This window comes from Herpetosiphon giganteus (assembly GCF_016907925.1).
Lineage (GTDB): Bacteria > Chloroflexota > Chloroflexia > Chloroflexales > Herpetosiphonaceae > Herpetosiphon > Herpetosiphon giganteus.
The window spans coordinates 1-15,372 of the sequence record NZ_JAFBCZ010000018.1 but is presented as its reverse complement, the minus strand read 5'-3'; the positions used below and the strand labels follow the sequence as shown (position 1 = coordinate 15,372).

At 50.5% G+C, this 15,372-nt stretch carries 14 protein-coding genes; 5 read left to right on the top strand and 9 right to left on the bottom strand.

All coding sequences use genetic code 11. From position 1 onward, the window contains the following. Positions 1-11 precede the first annotated feature (11 nt). Together JOD20_RS16205 and JOD20_RS16200 are read right to left on the bottom strand one after the other, a co-directional pair. The gene (locus tag JOD20_RS16205; RefSeq protein ID WP_110515023.1) at positions 12-914 is read right to left on the bottom strand and encodes a LysR family transcriptional regulator; all 903 of its coding nucleotides are present in this window, start codon (positions 912-914) and stop codon (positions 12-14) included. 115 nt (positions 915-1,029) lie between these two features. Next, complete coding sequence (locus tag JOD20_RS16200; protein ID WP_204756272.1) at positions 1,030-2,772, bottom strand: VWA domain-containing protein; 1,743 nt, start codon at positions 2,770-2,772, stop codon at positions 1,030-1,032. A 102-nt stretch (positions 2,773-2,874) separates the two neighbouring features. On the opposite strand from JOD20_RS16200, the gene JOD20_RS16195 reads away from it, so the two are divergent. Beyond that, positions 2,875-4,269, top strand: coding sequence for a sensor histidine kinase (locus JOD20_RS16195; protein ID WP_204756271.1), 1,395 nt, complete (start codon positions 2,875-2,877; stop codon positions 4,267-4,269). Here JOD20_RS16195 and JOD20_RS16190 read toward each other — a convergent pair. Together JOD20_RS16190 and JOD20_RS16185 are read right to left on the bottom strand one after the other, a co-directional pair. Further along, positions 4,266-4,841, bottom strand: a complete 576-nt coding sequence (locus JOD20_RS16190) for a hypothetical protein (RefSeq protein ID WP_204756270.1) — start codon at positions 4,839-4,841, stop codon at positions 4,266-4,268. The two genes, JOD20_RS16195 and JOD20_RS16190, sit on opposite strands and share 4 nt — an antisense overlap. Positions 4,842-4,883: 42 nt before the next feature. Further along, a complete protein-coding gene (locus JOD20_RS16185; RefSeq protein ID WP_204756269.1) occupies positions 4,884-5,477 on the bottom strand; it encodes a hypothetical protein in 594 nt (197 codons plus the stop codon). Positions 5,478-5,592: 115 nt separating this feature from the next. Here JOD20_RS16185 and JOD20_RS16180 point away from each other — a divergent pair, with 115 nt between their 5' ends. From JOD20_RS16180 to JOD20_RS16170, 3 genes are read left to right on the top strand one after another with little or no spacing between them, the layout of a single operon-like run. Next, on the top strand, positions 5,593-6,444 hold the full coding sequence (locus JOD20_RS16180; RefSeq protein ID WP_204756268.1) for an alpha/beta fold hydrolase: 852 nt from the start codon (positions 5,593-5,595) through the stop codon (positions 6,442-6,444). Further along, positions 6,444-7,610, top strand: a complete 1,167-nt coding sequence (locus JOD20_RS16175) for a glycosyltransferase (RefSeq protein ID WP_204756267.1) — start codon at positions 6,444-6,446, stop codon at positions 7,608-7,610. The genes JOD20_RS16180 and JOD20_RS16175 overlap by 1 nt, the downstream gene beginning before the upstream one ends. Further along, on the top strand, positions 7,600-8,796 hold the full coding sequence (locus tag JOD20_RS16170) for a glycosyltransferase family 2 protein (protein WP_204756266.1): 1,197 nt from the start codon (positions 7,600-7,602) through the stop codon (positions 8,794-8,796). Before JOD20_RS16175 ends, JOD20_RS16170 begins: the two co-directional genes overlap by 11 nt. 288 nt (positions 8,797-9,084) lie before the next feature. On the opposite strand, the gene JOD20_RS16165 is transcribed toward JOD20_RS16170, so the two are convergent. Together JOD20_RS16165 and JOD20_RS16160 are read right to left on the bottom strand one after the other, a co-directional pair. Next, on the bottom strand, positions 9,085-10,473 hold the full coding sequence (locus tag JOD20_RS16165) for an SPFH domain-containing protein (protein WP_204756265.1): 1,389 nt from the start codon (positions 10,471-10,473) through the stop codon (positions 9,085-9,087). Positions 10,474-11,147: 674 nt separating this feature from the next. Then, positions 11,148-11,489 (bottom strand): ATP-dependent Clp protease adaptor ClpS, encoded by a 342-nt coding sequence (locus JOD20_RS16160; RefSeq protein WP_204756264.1) that lies wholly within the window; start codon positions 11,487-11,489, stop codon positions 11,148-11,150. A gap of 36 nt (positions 11,490-11,525) precedes the next feature. Here JOD20_RS16160 and aat point away from each other — a divergent pair, with 36 nt between their 5' ends. Further along, the gene (aat, locus tag JOD20_RS16155; protein WP_204756263.1) at positions 11,526-12,101 is read left to right on the top strand and encodes a leucyl/phenylalanyl-tRNA--protein transferase; all 576 of its coding nucleotides are present in this window, start codon (positions 11,526-11,528) and stop codon (positions 12,099-12,101) included. A gap of 21 nt (positions 12,102-12,122) precedes the next feature. On the opposite strand, the gene JOD20_RS16150 is transcribed toward aat, so the two are convergent. The 3 genes from JOD20_RS16150 to JOD20_RS16140 form a co-directional block, all read right to left on the bottom strand. Further along, positions 12,123-13,046, bottom strand: a complete 924-nt coding sequence (locus JOD20_RS16150) for an NAD-dependent epimerase/dehydratase family protein (protein WP_204756262.1) — start codon at positions 13,044-13,046, stop codon at positions 12,123-12,125. An 80-nt stretch (positions 13,047-13,126) separates the two neighbouring features. After that, positions 13,127-13,825, bottom strand: coding sequence for a TetR/AcrR family transcriptional regulator (locus tag JOD20_RS16145; protein WP_204756261.1), 699 nt, complete (start codon positions 13,823-13,825; stop codon positions 13,127-13,129). 141 nt (positions 13,826-13,966) lie between these two features. Further along, positions 13,967-15,058, bottom strand: coding sequence for an oxygenase MpaB family protein (locus tag JOD20_RS16140; protein ID WP_204756260.1), 1,092 nt, complete (start codon positions 15,056-15,058; stop codon positions 13,967-13,969). Positions 15,059-15,372: the final 314 nt, after the last annotated feature.

The window sequence follows — 15,372 nt, the reverse complement described above, 5'->3', positions numbered from 1 at the left end:
ATATCAAGGGCCTATTCGTTAGTATCTGGCCCCAACGGTTTGCGCAAAAGATCGAGGAACAATTGGGCTGCATTGGTAATGTGGCGGTCGCGATGATGGACTACGTTATACACCCGCCGCGTTGGCATATTGGCCAAATGCAATTGACGCAAGCGCCCAGCCGCTACTTCGCGGCGCACGGCCATGGCGGGCACTAAGGCGATGCCCAATCCAACTTCAACCGAGCGCTTAATCGCCTCAAGATTGCCAAGCACAATTGGCTGCTTGGGGCGAATTTGCTGCTTGGTGAGCAATTCGCTGACGCTTGCTTGCAACGCCGAGCCTTCCTCGCGCAAGAGCATGCGCCGCCCATGCAAGGCTTCGAGATTAATCTGTTTCAAGCGTGCCCACGGATCATCGGGGCTGACGATGACCACCAATTCGGTGCTGAGAAATGGCATCACGATCAATTGATTATGGCTAATCGGCGAACCAACCAGCGCCAATTCAAATTCGCCAGAAATCACTTGGGCCAGCAATTGCTCGGTGTTACCAGTGCCAATGTGGACGACAAATTCTGGGTGTTCCCAGTTGAAGCGTTGCAGCAAATCGGGCAGCGCATAGGTGGCCAAGGTGTTGCCAACGCCCAAGAGCAAGGTGCGCTCGCTTTGGCCTGCGGCGGCACGTACTGCCTGTTCGGCAATTCGTTCGAGCGCAATCATTTGCTCGGCGTGGGGTAACAGCGCCCGCCCAGCAGCAGTTAGCTCGATGCCACGGCTCAGGCGCTCGAACAAACTCACGCCGAGTTCGCGTTCGAGGGTTTGGATTTGTTGGCTAACCGTTGGCTGCGTGAGATCGAGTTGCTCGGCAGCGCGAGTAAAATTGCGGCTTTGGGCAGCGGCCACAAACATGCGCAGTTTTTGTAAATCCAGCATAGAGTGTTCTCATAGGTGCGATTGTGGTTTGCACTGTAGCACAATTTTAAGCCAAAATAAAAATCGCAGCACTGGTTAAGATGCTGCGATTGAAAACATGCTGTAGGCAAGAAGTTTAAGGTTTGTTATAGTTGCGTTCTTTGGTGACTAAGCGGCCATCGCCAGCATTGACCTCGACCTTGAGCGTAATTCCAGCGCCACTTGGATAGCTATCAGGCACGCTGAAACTGGCCCGATATTGGCCAGCAACCTCTTGGGCGACCTCGCCATAGAAGCTGGTCAATTGCTCTTTGGATGGGGTTTGATAGATCATCGCTTTGGTATCGCGTTGCAAATCTTCCAGCAATTTGCCATCAAATTCTGGGCTGGTCAAGCCAATAATATAGGTAGGAATTTTGGCTTTGGCTGCTTTGGTCACAATGCTATCGTAATTATCGCCTTTGCTGGCGGTATCAGCGCCATCAGAGATCAGCACGATGAAGGTGCGGCCTTCTGCGCGGCGTAATTGGGTGTAGCTGATTGCCAAGGCATCATAAATTGCTGTTTGGCCTTCGGCTTTAAGCTCGGTAATGCTTTGGCGCACTGCGCCAATATCGTCGGTTAATGAGTGATCGACCGTTACCATCGTGCCAAAGTGAATTAAGCCAAGATTGGTGTTTGACGGCAGTTGATCAATAAAATCAAGCGCAGCAATTTTGGCTGCATCTAAACCGCCATCAGTTAAGCCTTCTTTGCTGGGACCCATACTGCCGCTCGTATCCATCACCAACATAATATTGAGCGGATCGCGAATTTTTGAGAGATTGACCCATGAGAAGTTTTCAATTTTATTATTATTTTCAAAGACGCTGACATTTTGGCGTGGGACATCGGTTACGACCCCGGTCGGGCGCATAATACTCAGATACATATCAATATCGGGATAGCCCGTATCATCAATCCGATTAATTTCAACCTCATTGACATCGCCGAGCATAGACAAGCCTGTACCCGGTTGATCGGGCTTGAAATCGGTGCTTGGAGTCCCATTGGCTTTGGCCTGGCCAAACTCAGTATCCGATGCTTTATCCCGCTGCGATAAACCATAGATGACTAAGAACGTAATGATTGCCGTGCTAATTACACCGACCAACCATTTCAGCTTTGAAGGCTTCTTTTTGGCAGTTTGGGTAACTTTGCCCGATAACCAATCTTGGATTTGTTGGCCAAGCTCTTGGGCGCTTGGGCGTTGTTTTGGATTGGCGGCAGTGGCACGTTGTAAAATGCTCGCCAAGTGGCCATCAATTGCTGGCAACATGGCTAAAGGATTCCCTTGGGGTGCAACTTGACCGCTAATCATCCATGCAATTAAGGCTCCGATATAATAGCTATCGCCTGCTGGGCTGGGCTGTTCGTTCACTGGCAATAATTGCGCTGGAATTGGTGCAGCTTTTTGGCCCAAACTGGAATCGATTTTTGGCACAATTGTGCCTTGCGAACCAAGGTCGAGCAAACTTGGGCCATACAAATTGCTACTGGTGAGTGCAGTGCGCTGGCGATGGTTAAATTCGGCGGTTTCGATCAGGCCTAAGGCATATTGGGCGGCAACTGGCGCAGGCAGGCTGCCAGCTGTATCCAAGAGTTGTTGCAGCGATAGGGCCTGAACATCTAAAATAGCGACCTCACTGCCAGCCTGTTCGGCAATTTGTACAACCATTTGTTGTTTGCGCAAGGCATCGGGAATGCGGCTTTCCCACCAAACGAGGTAGGGAATGCCCGCTTTTTTGGCCATAAAAAAACGCCGATGGCTCGACTGCTTGCCACAAGCACCGATGATTTCGAAGGGCGCGGGCAGGTGCGGATAGGTTAACGTAGACATTGCCTCTACACTTTCTACATCAAGTTTTATTGAAGGGGACAAAATTTCTCAAAGGCGATTATATCATGCCATGCAAGTGGCTAGCTATGCGATAATGCTCGTATGAAAAAAGTACATCGACCCAAAATTGTAACCTTAGCTGTACGCCTAACCATAACGATGGTGGCGGTGAGTGTTGTGCCTTTAGCATTAATCGCGATCATTATTCTGATGGGTGTACGGATTAGTGAAGCTGATCGTCGCAGTGTTGAATTAAATAATCAGCTTGAGTTGTATATTGCCTTTGCCGAGCAACTGATAGCAAGCGATGGCGATTTACAATCGGCAACCACTATTCTGCTGAGTCGGCCAATTGGCAATGGCGATGGCGCAATTCGGGTCTTTGGCAGTGCTGGCCAAATCTTTGGGGCCAACGGCTCGAACTCTGCTTTACCAAGTCGAGCTGCTGCTAGCCAATTTGTAACCAGTATTCCAACCGTGTTTGTGGGCGAGGCGCGTGGGCGACGTTATGTGGCAGGACAAGTGCGTTGGCAGCAAAAAGTTGTGGGGGTCGTTGAGGTTTCGCAAAGTGTTGCCGACGAGGATCGCTTGTTGCGCGTGCTGGGCCGTTTTGTCTTTATTTCGATTGCTCTGGCTTTTGCAGCAGCCTTTTTAGGCTCGTCGTTGGTCGCCCGTTGGTTGGCGCGGCTGATTGGCCAATTGCGCGCAACTGCCGAACAAGTGGCCGATGGCGATCTCACCGAACGCGCGCTTGAGCGTGGCCCCTCGGAAATTATTCAGCTTGCGCGTTCGATCAATACCATGACCGATCAATTGGCCGAGCGTTTATCACGGATCGAGCAACAATCGGAAGCGCAACGGCGGTTTTACCGCGATGTTTCGCACGAGTTGCGCACGCCGATGATGGCCTTGGGTGGCTACTTGGAAAATATCGAGGATGCAGAGAACGCCGACGAACAAGCGCAATCGATTCAGGCAATGCAGGCCGAAATTGCGCGGCTTGCCCGTTTGGCCGATGAACTTTTGCGCACTGATGCCCAACCAAGCCTGACCCTCGGCCCCAAGCAAAGCCTTGATCTTGGCGAAATGATTTATGAATTGGTGCAGAATTTGAGTGGGCGGGCGCAACGCAGCGGGGTTGAATTGCTGGCCCAAGTTCCGCCGCGCCCAATTTTGATCGATGCTGATCGCGATCGTTTGAAGCAAGCCTTGTTGAATTTGTTTGATAATGCCTTGCGAGCCACCCCTCCAGGCGGCCAAATTATTATGCGGGTCAGCTTAACCGCCGATCAAGTGGTGATCGATGTTCAAGATACTGGCGAGGGGATTCCGGCGGCTATGCGTGAAGCAATTTGGGAGCGTGGCGTGCGTGGCGCTGAGGGCGGCTCGGGCCTTGGCTTGGCGATTGTGCGGGCGATTCTGCGGGCGCACGGCGGCGATGCAGTGCTTATTCCCAGCGAGCAAGGCGCACATATTCAATTAAGCTTGCCAATTTAATGCTTTGAATAAGTGACAGGTTTTAAAATGCCATTCGCCTCAAATTCTAGAGTGAGGTAACAGGCTGCGACGATTGTGAGCGCGAGCCATGCCAAAATCCTGCTGCACATATTGTTGTAGGCTTGAGGGCTAGCCCAATATTGAATTAACATAATGAATGCGCTTAACCCTGCACTCAGCAACCATGTTCCTGCATTGCAGATATAGTAGGCTTCATTTGTCAGTTCAAAAGCGCGAATCGATAAAGCAAAGCCTGCCGATTCATAGTGCGAACGGTAATAGCGTAAGATCAAGGCAATGCCGATAAACCAAGTTATGCCAAGCCAAATATGTTTTTGCGGATTGAGCGCAAACAAGATGCTGCCATTGAGAAATACGCTCGCAAAAAATATCGAATGCAAAAACTGAATAAATATACCGATTGTTTGATGATCAATTGCTTGGATGAAAGCAACATCTTGCCAAACAGCGATGCTGAACCAAACAAGCGCCAATAATGCTGGCAAATACCAGCCATAAACGATGCTTTGCCAGCGTGGAATTGGTTGAACCGCTGTTGAGACGCTATACATTGCGAAACTCCTGTATCAAAATGTAGTTGACTGCTTATGAGGTTAGAAAGCATCAATGCTTATAGCTCTTGGCTTATCAATTGTTTTAGTTTTTATACTCACAGAACATGTTGCAATAATTGCTAAGGCAAGCCCTGCGACAAGCATTGTGCGCCTAGTAGGGTATGTTTTGGGATTCAGCCAATGCTGAACGACCATGCAACCAACGCTCAGCAGGAACCCAATTAAGATCGCCGCTGCATTGTAACTATAATGATTCCCAGGAACTCTGATGTTGAACAAGGCGGGGATCTTGCCAGCCATAACCGATCGGTTGATTGTTTCATACAGTGCCGTGGCCATGCTCAAACCAACAAACCAAATTGAGCAAATCCAAAGGTAGTTTTTTGGTTTGAGCAACCATAAAATCAAACTATTCAGCACGATGCTTGCGATGAATGCAGTCCGCATTAGAATGATGCTTTCAGCAATAATCTCGCTGATTCGAAAATCAAATAGAAGCATGATTGCACTCTTCAGCCACAGAGGACTGGTGAGCCATACAAGCGCCAATAATGCTGGCAAATACCAGCCATAAACGATGCTTTGCCAGCGTGGTTGTGGGTGATCAATGTTGTTTATTGCGACGCTATCCATTGCACAGCTCCTAGCATAAAAGGCTTAGAATGAGTGTAGCAAGCCCAAGCGAGCAGCTAGAGCAACTTTGCAGCAATTTAGGCGCAGCAATAGCGCAATTTCAGAGGCAGCCTGAATGATTCAGCATGAGTACGAGCAGTTAATGAGCGCTGCCGATTGCCAAGCTTCTTATGCGGCAACCCTTGAGCGCTATCCAGTGCAGCGGGTGCGGATCAACGGCCACGAATGGGAAATTTGCGATACTGGCGGTAATTTGCCTGGCTTGTTGATTTTGCCTGGTGGCTTGGCGCGCGCCGATTTGGCTTTTCGTTGGCTGGATCGTTGCCAGCAGCGCTATCGGGTGCTTAGCCTCGCCTACCCCAACACAATTGCTACTTTGGCGGATTTGGCGGCCAATCTGCAAGCCTTATTCAATTATTTGCAATTTGAAGCGAGTTGGATTGTGGCTGGCTCGTATAGCGGCTTGATTGCCCAAGCGCTGTTGCACTATCGCCCGCAATTGGCCCAAGGCTTGCTGCTGTCGGATACTGGTGTGCCGCGGCGTGGGCGTTGGCTTTGGCTCAGTTTGCTGCATCCACTGGTCGCGATCTTGCCATTGGGCTTGGTGCGTTGGCTGTTTTGGCGCGGCACGCAGCAATTTTTGCAGCCAATGGCTACTATTCTGCGGCCATTTTGGGCTGAGCGGTTGCAGCAAAATCTACAAAAAATGCAACGCCACGATTATCTGAGTTTGTTGGGTTGGTGGCGCGAGCTGGATTGGCATTTGGGCGCGGCGCGGTGGCATGGCAAGCTGGCCATGATTGTGGCTGAACACGATGGCTTGTTTGGGCAGCGTGATCAAGCATTATTACGCCAGTATTACCCAACGGCGAGCTATTATCGCGTGCCGCAAGCCCAGCATTGTGCTTCTTTAGCCCAAATTGATGAATATATTGATTATGCGTTGGCGCAGATTGAGGCGACATAATGCGATTGTTGGCCCTGTGGTATTTGCTTGATCGTTGCTGGCGGTGGTTGGTGTTGCGGCGCTTTTTTGCCAAGCCCAAGCCTGCTGCGCCTGATGATTGGCCAAGCATTGATTTAATTCAGCCTTTGACCCATGGCGTATTCGATTTGGCCACAACCTTGGAGCAACGGCTGAAGTTGCGCTATTCTGGCCAGCTTAATCATTACTGGGTGGTTGATCGCGCTGATCAGGCAACATTCGCAGTTTGCTCTGCGCTACAGAAAAACAATCCAAATCATGCAATTACAATCTTGCAAATTGAGCCTGATTGGGGCCGCCTGGCCTCGAAATTGGGTAAGATGCGGGCAGCGTTGGCCCAAGCAAAAGCAGATGTGGTTTGGTTTGTTGATGATGATATAACCTTGCCGCCTGATGGCTTGCGCCAAGCGATTCCGTACCTGTTGCAGCCGCAGGTTGGGGCAATTTTTGGCTTGGCCTGTTATACGAATTGGCAAAATCTGCCTTCGGCGTTGATGAGCAATTTTGTGAACGCCAATGCCTTGCCAAGCTACGTGGGCGTGGCGGCGTTGACCGAGCCATACACGATTACTGGGCATCAATTTGCCTTGCAACGCAGCGTATTTGAGCAAATTGGTGGTTTTGAAGCCATGGATGGGCGGATTGATGATGATCATGAGTTGGCGCGGCGGGTGCAAGCTCATGGCTTGCGCAATCTACAAACGCCATTAATCTACAGCGTTGATAATTATTTTGCCAACCTCAAGGCCTATGGCTTGCAGATGGAGCGCTGGTTTACGATTCCGCGGGTGTTGATGTTGCCCGAGCTTAATCAGCGCGATCGTTTGGTCACTGGCCTGACCAGCGCTGCCCAGCCGATACCACCACTTTTGGCAATCGCAAGTTTGCCTAAAGCAAAGCTGCGGCCTTGGTTGATGGCTTGTTTGGCGGCGCAATTGAGCTTGCACGCTTGGCAAATGCGGCGTTATTGCCAGCAAGCAACGCCGTGGTGGGCTTGGCCCTTGAGCATTTTGGGCACATTGCTTGACCCATTGCTCATGCTCTGGGGCTTGCTTGGCGATGACACCATTGTTTGGCGTGGCGAGCGCATGCGGCTGCGGCATTTGGCAGCAGCACAGTGGTTGAGCAAGGAGCAAAATGATGATTAAACGGCTTTGGCTGCTGTTATGCGGCTTAATGCTTGGCCAACGCTGCTGGAAGTGGTGGCAAGTTTGGCGCTTTTTTCGCCAGCCTACGCCTCAATCGCAGCGCGAGCCAGCAACAACCTTGGTGAGTTTGCTTCAGCCAATTTTGAGTGGCGACCCGCATTTGGCAACATGTTTACGCGCCAATTTGGATGCGCCAAGCAGCTATGCGCGCGAATGGTTATGGCTGATTGATGATAACGATGTGGTAGCGCAGCAACTTTGCCACGAACTCCAAGCAGAATATGCCAACCAAACAATTCGCATTATTAGCTTGCCAGCTCCTGCAGAGCGCGTAAACCCCAAAACCTTCAAGTTGATTGCTGGTTTGGCGCAAGCCCAAGGCCAGATTATTTGCGTGCTCGATGATGATACCAGCCTGCCAGCTTATGGCTTGGAAGCTTGTTTGCCATGGCTCGATCAAGCGGGGGTTGGCTTGGCGTTTGGCTTACCCTACTATCGTTCATTTGATAATGCTTGGTCGAGTTTGGTGGCGCTGTTTGTCAATAGCAATAGCTTGCTGACCTATGTGCCCTATATTCAAGTGAGCGAGCCATTTACGATTAATGGCATGTTCTATGCGTTGCGGCGCGATGTGCTGGAGCAATTGAATGGCTTCAATGGCCTAGAGCATATTTTGGCCGATGATTTTGCGGTGGCGCAACGGGTTAAACAGGCTGGCTTGGGCTTGCAGCAAACCTGCATGCGCCATGCAATTCGCACGACCGTGACCAATGCTCAGCGCTATCGGAGCTTGATTCAACGCTGGTTTATTTTTCCGCGCGAATCGTTGTTGCGCCATTTGAATCGACGCGAACGCAGTTTGTTGTTTTGTTTAGTGATTGTACCAACCCTGTTTCCCTTACTTTTGGCAGTGGTAACTGTGCTGCGCCCAAGCCAACGCCAGCGCTGGTTTAGTGCGATCTACACGCTGCTTGGGCTATTGAATTTTATCCAAATCGATCAGCACTATCTTGAGCAATCCACACCACGCCGTTATTGGCTGCTTGTGCCATTTTTAGAATTGCTGATTCCCGTGCAATTGATTCAAGCCTTGCTGGCCCCGCAACGCATCGTTTGGCGCGGCCATGTGATGGATGTGGAAAAAGGCGGCGCATTTCGGTTTGTGCAGCGTAGAAACGAGCAATGAGTTTTGATCCACGAAGCGCACGAAGAGCACGAAGAGCGAAACCGCGAAGAACGCAAAGATCACGAAGAAGGGCTATTGGATTTTGACTTTCATGCTTCATCCCGCATAATTCATCCTTCGGTGCTCTGCGCCTCTGCGTTAAAAACCAGCCGTTTTAGCCACGAATTGCACGAATTACACGAATAAGCATTTGGGACTCAATAGCTTAAACCTTCGTGCTCTTCGTGTTCTTCGTGGTTAAATAAATCCCATTATCTGATCCCCGATCCCCTAGCCCCTGGCCCCTCGCTAATGATGCTCAAGGCTCAAATTAATATCGGCAGGCGTGAGATACAACTGGGCCTTGCCTTGGCTGAGGCTCGCAATTGCCTCTTGACGGCGCAGAATATTGAAAATCGCCAGCTTTTCGCTGATTGGCAACTCGTCGCCGAGGCCTTGGATAAACGCATGGACCCGTTCGGCTTCGGCCAAACCATGGGTTTCAGCTTCTGCTTGGGCGATGCGACGCTGCAATTCGAGCAAGCGGCTGCGGGTTTCTTGGGCCACAATTTCGCCCTCAAGTTGCTTGACCTTGATTTCGTTCTCGCTCTCTTGCTTTTGCAGCCGATTGAGCCGATTGGTGGTTTCTTGAATAATTTCTTGCAGCACGCGCTGAGTATTGGGGTCTTTGCAGGTAATTGAGCGCACTTCGACCGAATGCAATTTTACCCCACGCTCTGCATAAAAATCGTCTTCGGGAACAATTACTGCATCGCGCACAATGCTATTGAAATTGGCTAAAAAGCGTTCTAGGCTAGTTTGCGAAACAGCTTGGATGATGGCGCTACGAGCGTGGGCGCAAATATCGCCTGGCGCATCATCGGTGCTCACAATCATGGCCTCAACATCGGCCAATTGCCAGAAGAAGGTAATATCGATCAAAATTTCGACATTATCTTGGGTGCGGGCTTCGAAGGCATACCACATAAATTTTGGCCGAATATCCAAATGGGTGATGACTAAATTGCGTTTATCTTTATGCAAGCCTGACGACCAGCGAAAGGTCACCAAATCGGTGTAGGGTTCGAGGAAGAATGAGCGATCGCGTTGGCTGCCACGGCGAAATTGATAGCGTCCATCACGATCTTTAATCACCACAACTTCATGATTTTCGAGCAAAATTCGTTGGCGATGCTCAATCACTTCTTGTTCGGCGGTGGGAATAAAGACTTGCGGCGTGGTGATGAGGTTTAATTGGCCATCGGTGGTGCTGCGCACCAAAACAGCGTGATGCTCATCGATATTGTAGCCAGCCTCAATCGCGCCAACTTGAATCTCGTTGGGTTGGAGATAGACGCTTTGCTCGCCGCGCTCAACCCGCAATTGGCCCGTGCTGCGATCCAAAATGCGGGCATATTGATTTTTCTTGAGCGGGATTGCCAAGAGAATTTTGCCAAGCTCTTCGTAGGCGTTGGGAAAGAGCAGTTGTGGGCCTCGTTCGAGCCGCACTTGGCCGCTCAACGAATCAGTGACATAGACATATTCGGTTGGGCCAAGCACCAAACCGCTACGCCGCGTAATGCGTTCGAACGGTCGGGCGGTATAGCGTTGCGGCCCATTGACCGTCCAACGGCGGCTAAAACTCTCAACTAATAATTGTTCATCAGCTTGAACGTAGTAGATCCAAGGAATAATCATTGTGTCCTCCGCTGCTATGCTAGGGCTAGCATACACTGCGGCTGTGACAATTGCTATGACATGGATTACAGGGATGAAGGATGAATTATGAAGGATGAATTATGAAGTCAAAGGGCAAAAGGCAAAAATCAAAAGTCAAAAGGCAGAAATTTAACGCAGCGGCGCAGAGTTGCGAAATCATGAAGGATGAGATGCTAACAGAATATAATCGCAACAATCTGTGGCGAAAAAATATTCGTGGAATTCGTGCAATTCGTGGCTAAAAAGTTTTAACGCAGCGGCGCAGAGTTGCGAAATTATGAAGGATGAAGGATGAAGGATGAGATGCTAACGGAATATAATCGCAACAATCTGTGGCTAAAAAGTTTTAACGCAGCGGCGCAGAGTTGCGAAATTATGAAAGATGAAGGATGAAGGATGAGATGCTAACGCAATATAATCGCAACAATCTGTGGAATTTGGGGCGAAAAAACTTAACCTTCGTGCCCTTCGTGGATCAAACACTTAACACAGAGGAATGATATGGCTATGATCTGGGGGAACCACGAGGCCCATGCTCCCCTCGCCCGCGTTTTCGTGGGAGAGGGGCTGGGGGTGAGGGCATGCATCTCAGTCATACCGAACTTCATAGCTCCAATGGCCTGACCCCAACTACAGCCCCCGATCCCCAATGCTTAAAAATCCGGTTCGAGGAACAAAACGAGCGGAAAACCCAGATCGCGGGCGCGGCTCTGAGCGCTATACACGCGCGAATTGGCCTCTTTGAAGGGCAAAATCGTCACCAAGGCATGACCCTTGAGATGGGCTTCGAGCATAATGCTGCTGGCTTTTTCAAACGATTGCTCAAAGATCTTTTCCAAAACCCAGACCACCACTTCCATGGGGGTTATATCATCGTTTTGCAAAATCACCCGATAGGGCTTTTCCAATTCCTCATCGCTGAGCGTGATAAAATCTAGCTCGACATCAGTGGTCGTTTGTGGTTCGGCGGTTGCCACATCCCGTGGTGTATTCATTGGTTGATTGACCTCACTTTTTGGAGACATGATAGCATGACCAAGCGACTCTCACCACAATTATTAATTTATGGCTATGCCCAAGGGATCTTTCCCATGGCCGAGGATGGCCAAATCTATTGGTATGATCCCGATCCACGGGCGATTATTCCGCTTGATGAGCGTTTTCATGTGGCGCATTCGTTGCAACGTACAATTCGCCGCCAAACCTTTGAAATTCGCTTTGATACGGCGTTTCGCGAAACCATGCAAGCCTGCGCCGAACGCGACGAAACCTGGATCAGCCAAGAATTTATCGAGGTTTATAGTCAATTGCATGCTGGTGGTTTGGCGCATAGCGTCGAGGCCTGGCAAGATGGCGAGATGGTTGGCGGCTTGTATGGGGTTAGCTTGGCGGGCTTGTTTGCTGGCGAAAGTATGTGGAGCAAAGTGCGCGATGCCAGCAAAGTTGCTTTGGTAGCGTTGGTCGAGCGCTTACGGGCTGGCGGCTTTCAATTGCTCGATACTCAGTTTATCACGCCGCATTTGGCAACTTTTGGAGCTTATGAAATTCCGCGCAGCGACTATAAACAACTGCTGGCCGAGGCGTTGGAGTGCAGCGCAAGCTTTTGAACGCCTGCGCTGCGCCGCTGGTTAATTGCGAAACCAATCCACCATCGAGCGAATTCCCTCTTCGATTGGCGTGGCTTCAATCCCGAAGGTTTGGCTAAACGCGCTGCTATCCATCACAAACGGCGCTTGCCACTCATACATCATCTCAACTGTTTCGGCAATTTCTTTGACAAAGCGCCCAAGTAGCCAAACCATCGTCGTGTTGATCGTGCGATAGCCAACTGGCTTGCCCAAAATCTTGGCCAAGATTGCCACAAACTCGCGCTGGGTCAGCGCAGCTGGGCTGGGCGCATGCCACGGACGGCCCAAACCGCGATCATCGCTGCCCAAAAGCGCCATGGTTGCACCAATATCATTGACATAACTGAAGCTGTGCGGCATATCTGCATTGCCAAGCAAGGTTGCTTTTTTGCCTTGCAAGGCTGGTTTTACCACCTGATCGCCCATCAGTTGATATTCTGGGCCATAGAAATTTGAGGCCCGCACGCTGGTGGCGCGAATTCGGCCAGCCTGATGGGCTGCAAACAGCTGTTCGCTCATTTGGGCGCGCAGTTTGCCTTTGCGGGTGTGGGCGGCAAATGGTGTTGCTTCGGTCATTGGCTGCGTGCTGCGGCCATAGCCATACAAATTTTCCATCACCACCAGCCGCGCATTGCTTTGGGACACGCCTGCGATCACAGCCGCTTGCATGGCCGGAAATTTGCTCGTCCATTCGTAATAGGCTGGCTGGGCGCATTGGTAAACGCTGGCGGCATCGCGGGCTTGCTGTGCGACAAATTGCTGATCGTAAATATCGCCAGCTAGCACTTCAACGCCCTCTGGCAGATGGCTGGCTTTGCCCGAACGATTGATCATTCGCACCTGTTTGCCTGCGCTAACCAAACAGCGGGCGGTCGCTTTGCCAATTGGGCCAGTGCCAAAAATAACGTGTAATTCGCTTGTCATTTGAAAATTCCTTATTAATTTTGGCAACAGCAAGCTCAGCCTTGTTGCCAAGGCCAATTTAAGTCTCATTGCCAGGTTGATTAAGTTAAGTCGTGAAAACCAAAACTGTGCAGCATCTCCATCACCCGATGGCGATAGAACTCCTCAGCATTGCCAACATTCGAGCTAAGATGCCCATACAAATCCAGCATAATCAGGCCATGAATTTGCGTCCAAAGCGTCATCACAACATACATCGATTCAAGTGAGACTGGATAGTTATTTTGGGTAATCATGGCGGTCATGCGTTCAGCACAGGCCTCGGTCATGACAAATTCGTTGAGGCTCGATTCGCCAGCTTTGATGGCTAAATCGGCCAAGCGTACTGGTGTGACAAACGTGCGTACCACGGCAGGTACGGTAATTTCGCGTGGGGCGTTATAGCCTGGAATTGGATTCCCATAGATCAGTTGAAAATCGATTGGATGCTCAAAAGCCCAGCTGCGATAGGCCTCAAGCACAGCCAATAAGCGGCCTGCCTTGGTCTTGGTTCGGCTTTTGAGTCCGACCTCATCCAAGCGGTCGGCCAAGCTATTAAAACTATCAGCGATTAAGGTTGTAATCAGGTCGTCCAAGTTGGCAAAGTAGTGATACAGCGCCGGTGGACTCACCGACAGCACTTTGGCAATCCCTCGAATTGATAAACCTGCTGTGCCATGCTGCGCCATAAGTTGCCGCGCTGCTTGCTTAATTTGAACGGTTGTTTCAGCATTGAGTACATGATTCCGCGTTCGCGCCATTCCAAAACCTCAATAGATTTACAGTGTAAATCTATTGAATGAATTTACACTGTAAATCGAATACTGTCAAGACCTAAAAAAGACCAATCGTGGCAAGCGCCAGATTGGCTTTAGTGTAGCATTAGCTGGCGCTTGATTCGATTAAGTGCTGCGTTGGTTGAGGGTTGCGCTTACCTCGCCACGATGAATTGCGCCCGTCCAGCGTTGCAGCAACAAAAATGTTAAGCGATCGAATTGGGTATCGATTACAGGAACGTGCTGGGTAATCGTCCGCATGGCGCTGTTGAGCGCTTTAAGATAGCGTAGCGCATATTTCCAGCGGGTTTGGGGCACGCCCATCCATGCCGCCACCTCAGCACCTGCCAAATGCTGAATCAATGCGGGAACCATGCCATCGAAAAAACGGCTTGGTAATAGCCCCGTATGCATTGCCAGCAGCGCTTGGGTCAGTTCGCGGCCCTCATCCGAAGGGCCATGCTGACGGTTCGAAATGCTATAGGCCAAATCCTCGGCTTCGGCGATTGAGCATGGCAAGCTGGCAGGATCGATGCCAATCAAGCTGCCAATCAGATTCCATGTATACAGAAAATCCTCTGCTTGCTTTTTGTCAATGCGATAGCCAAGTTGCTCCAAGCCCCAAATTACGCCATACGAAAACACCATTAGCGTGCCCAACATATCTTCTTGGCAAATTGGCACCCCCAGTTCGCTGTGATTCCATTGGCCAGCTTGGTCAATTTGGTAGCGCACAGCGGCGTGCATCAGGCGCACTTTTTGAATGATCTGCGACCCGTCGCCATTGGCTTGCAAAGCATTTGGTTGCAAAACTGCCATGACAAAATGGCCCGATTCGGTGACGCGGCGGTAGGGTTCGGTTTGCAAGCGCTGGGTTTGGGTGAGCACTTTGACCCCTTTTTGGGCCGCATAACAGCCAACCAACGCGGCGGTTGAGAGCACAACCGTAATTGCCATGCCATAGCGGGCAAAAAAAGCTGCCCCATTATTAATTCGTTGCCAATCGATCGTTGCAGGAGGGGTGGAATGTTGTGCGAGCCATGCAATGAGCAGCGGCGGCAAATCGTGGGGCCATGGCTGGTCGTTTTTGGTGATTTGGCGCAGCACTTGGCTTACACGGGCTAAATCGCCATGAGCAGCCAACTGGGCAATTAAACTATCGGCGGCAGGGTCACCGATTGGGCGCAACGCTTCAAGGTATGCTTGGGTGTAACGCATACTTCCCCTTTCAATTCTCCAACGATCAGGGTAGAGCCAAGCTTAGTGGCTGGTATGACCGATGTGCATAGAAAGGGTGAAATGCTCGTGGCCAAAGGATCTATGCTTGGCTAGTATCATAGGGGTGTTTGGCAGCCCGTGCAAGCGCCTTAAGTCCGATAAATTTATTAACTTTTGTTAATAGATGAATTGCGTGAGTTAACCAACCCCTTACCCTTTCAAGGGTTTAAGGGCGGACAGGTTGAGGAATAGCTATCAATAGATGTTAGGCCATTTCCAAGCCCAGTCGTCTGCCCCGCATCACCGTCGTTGCC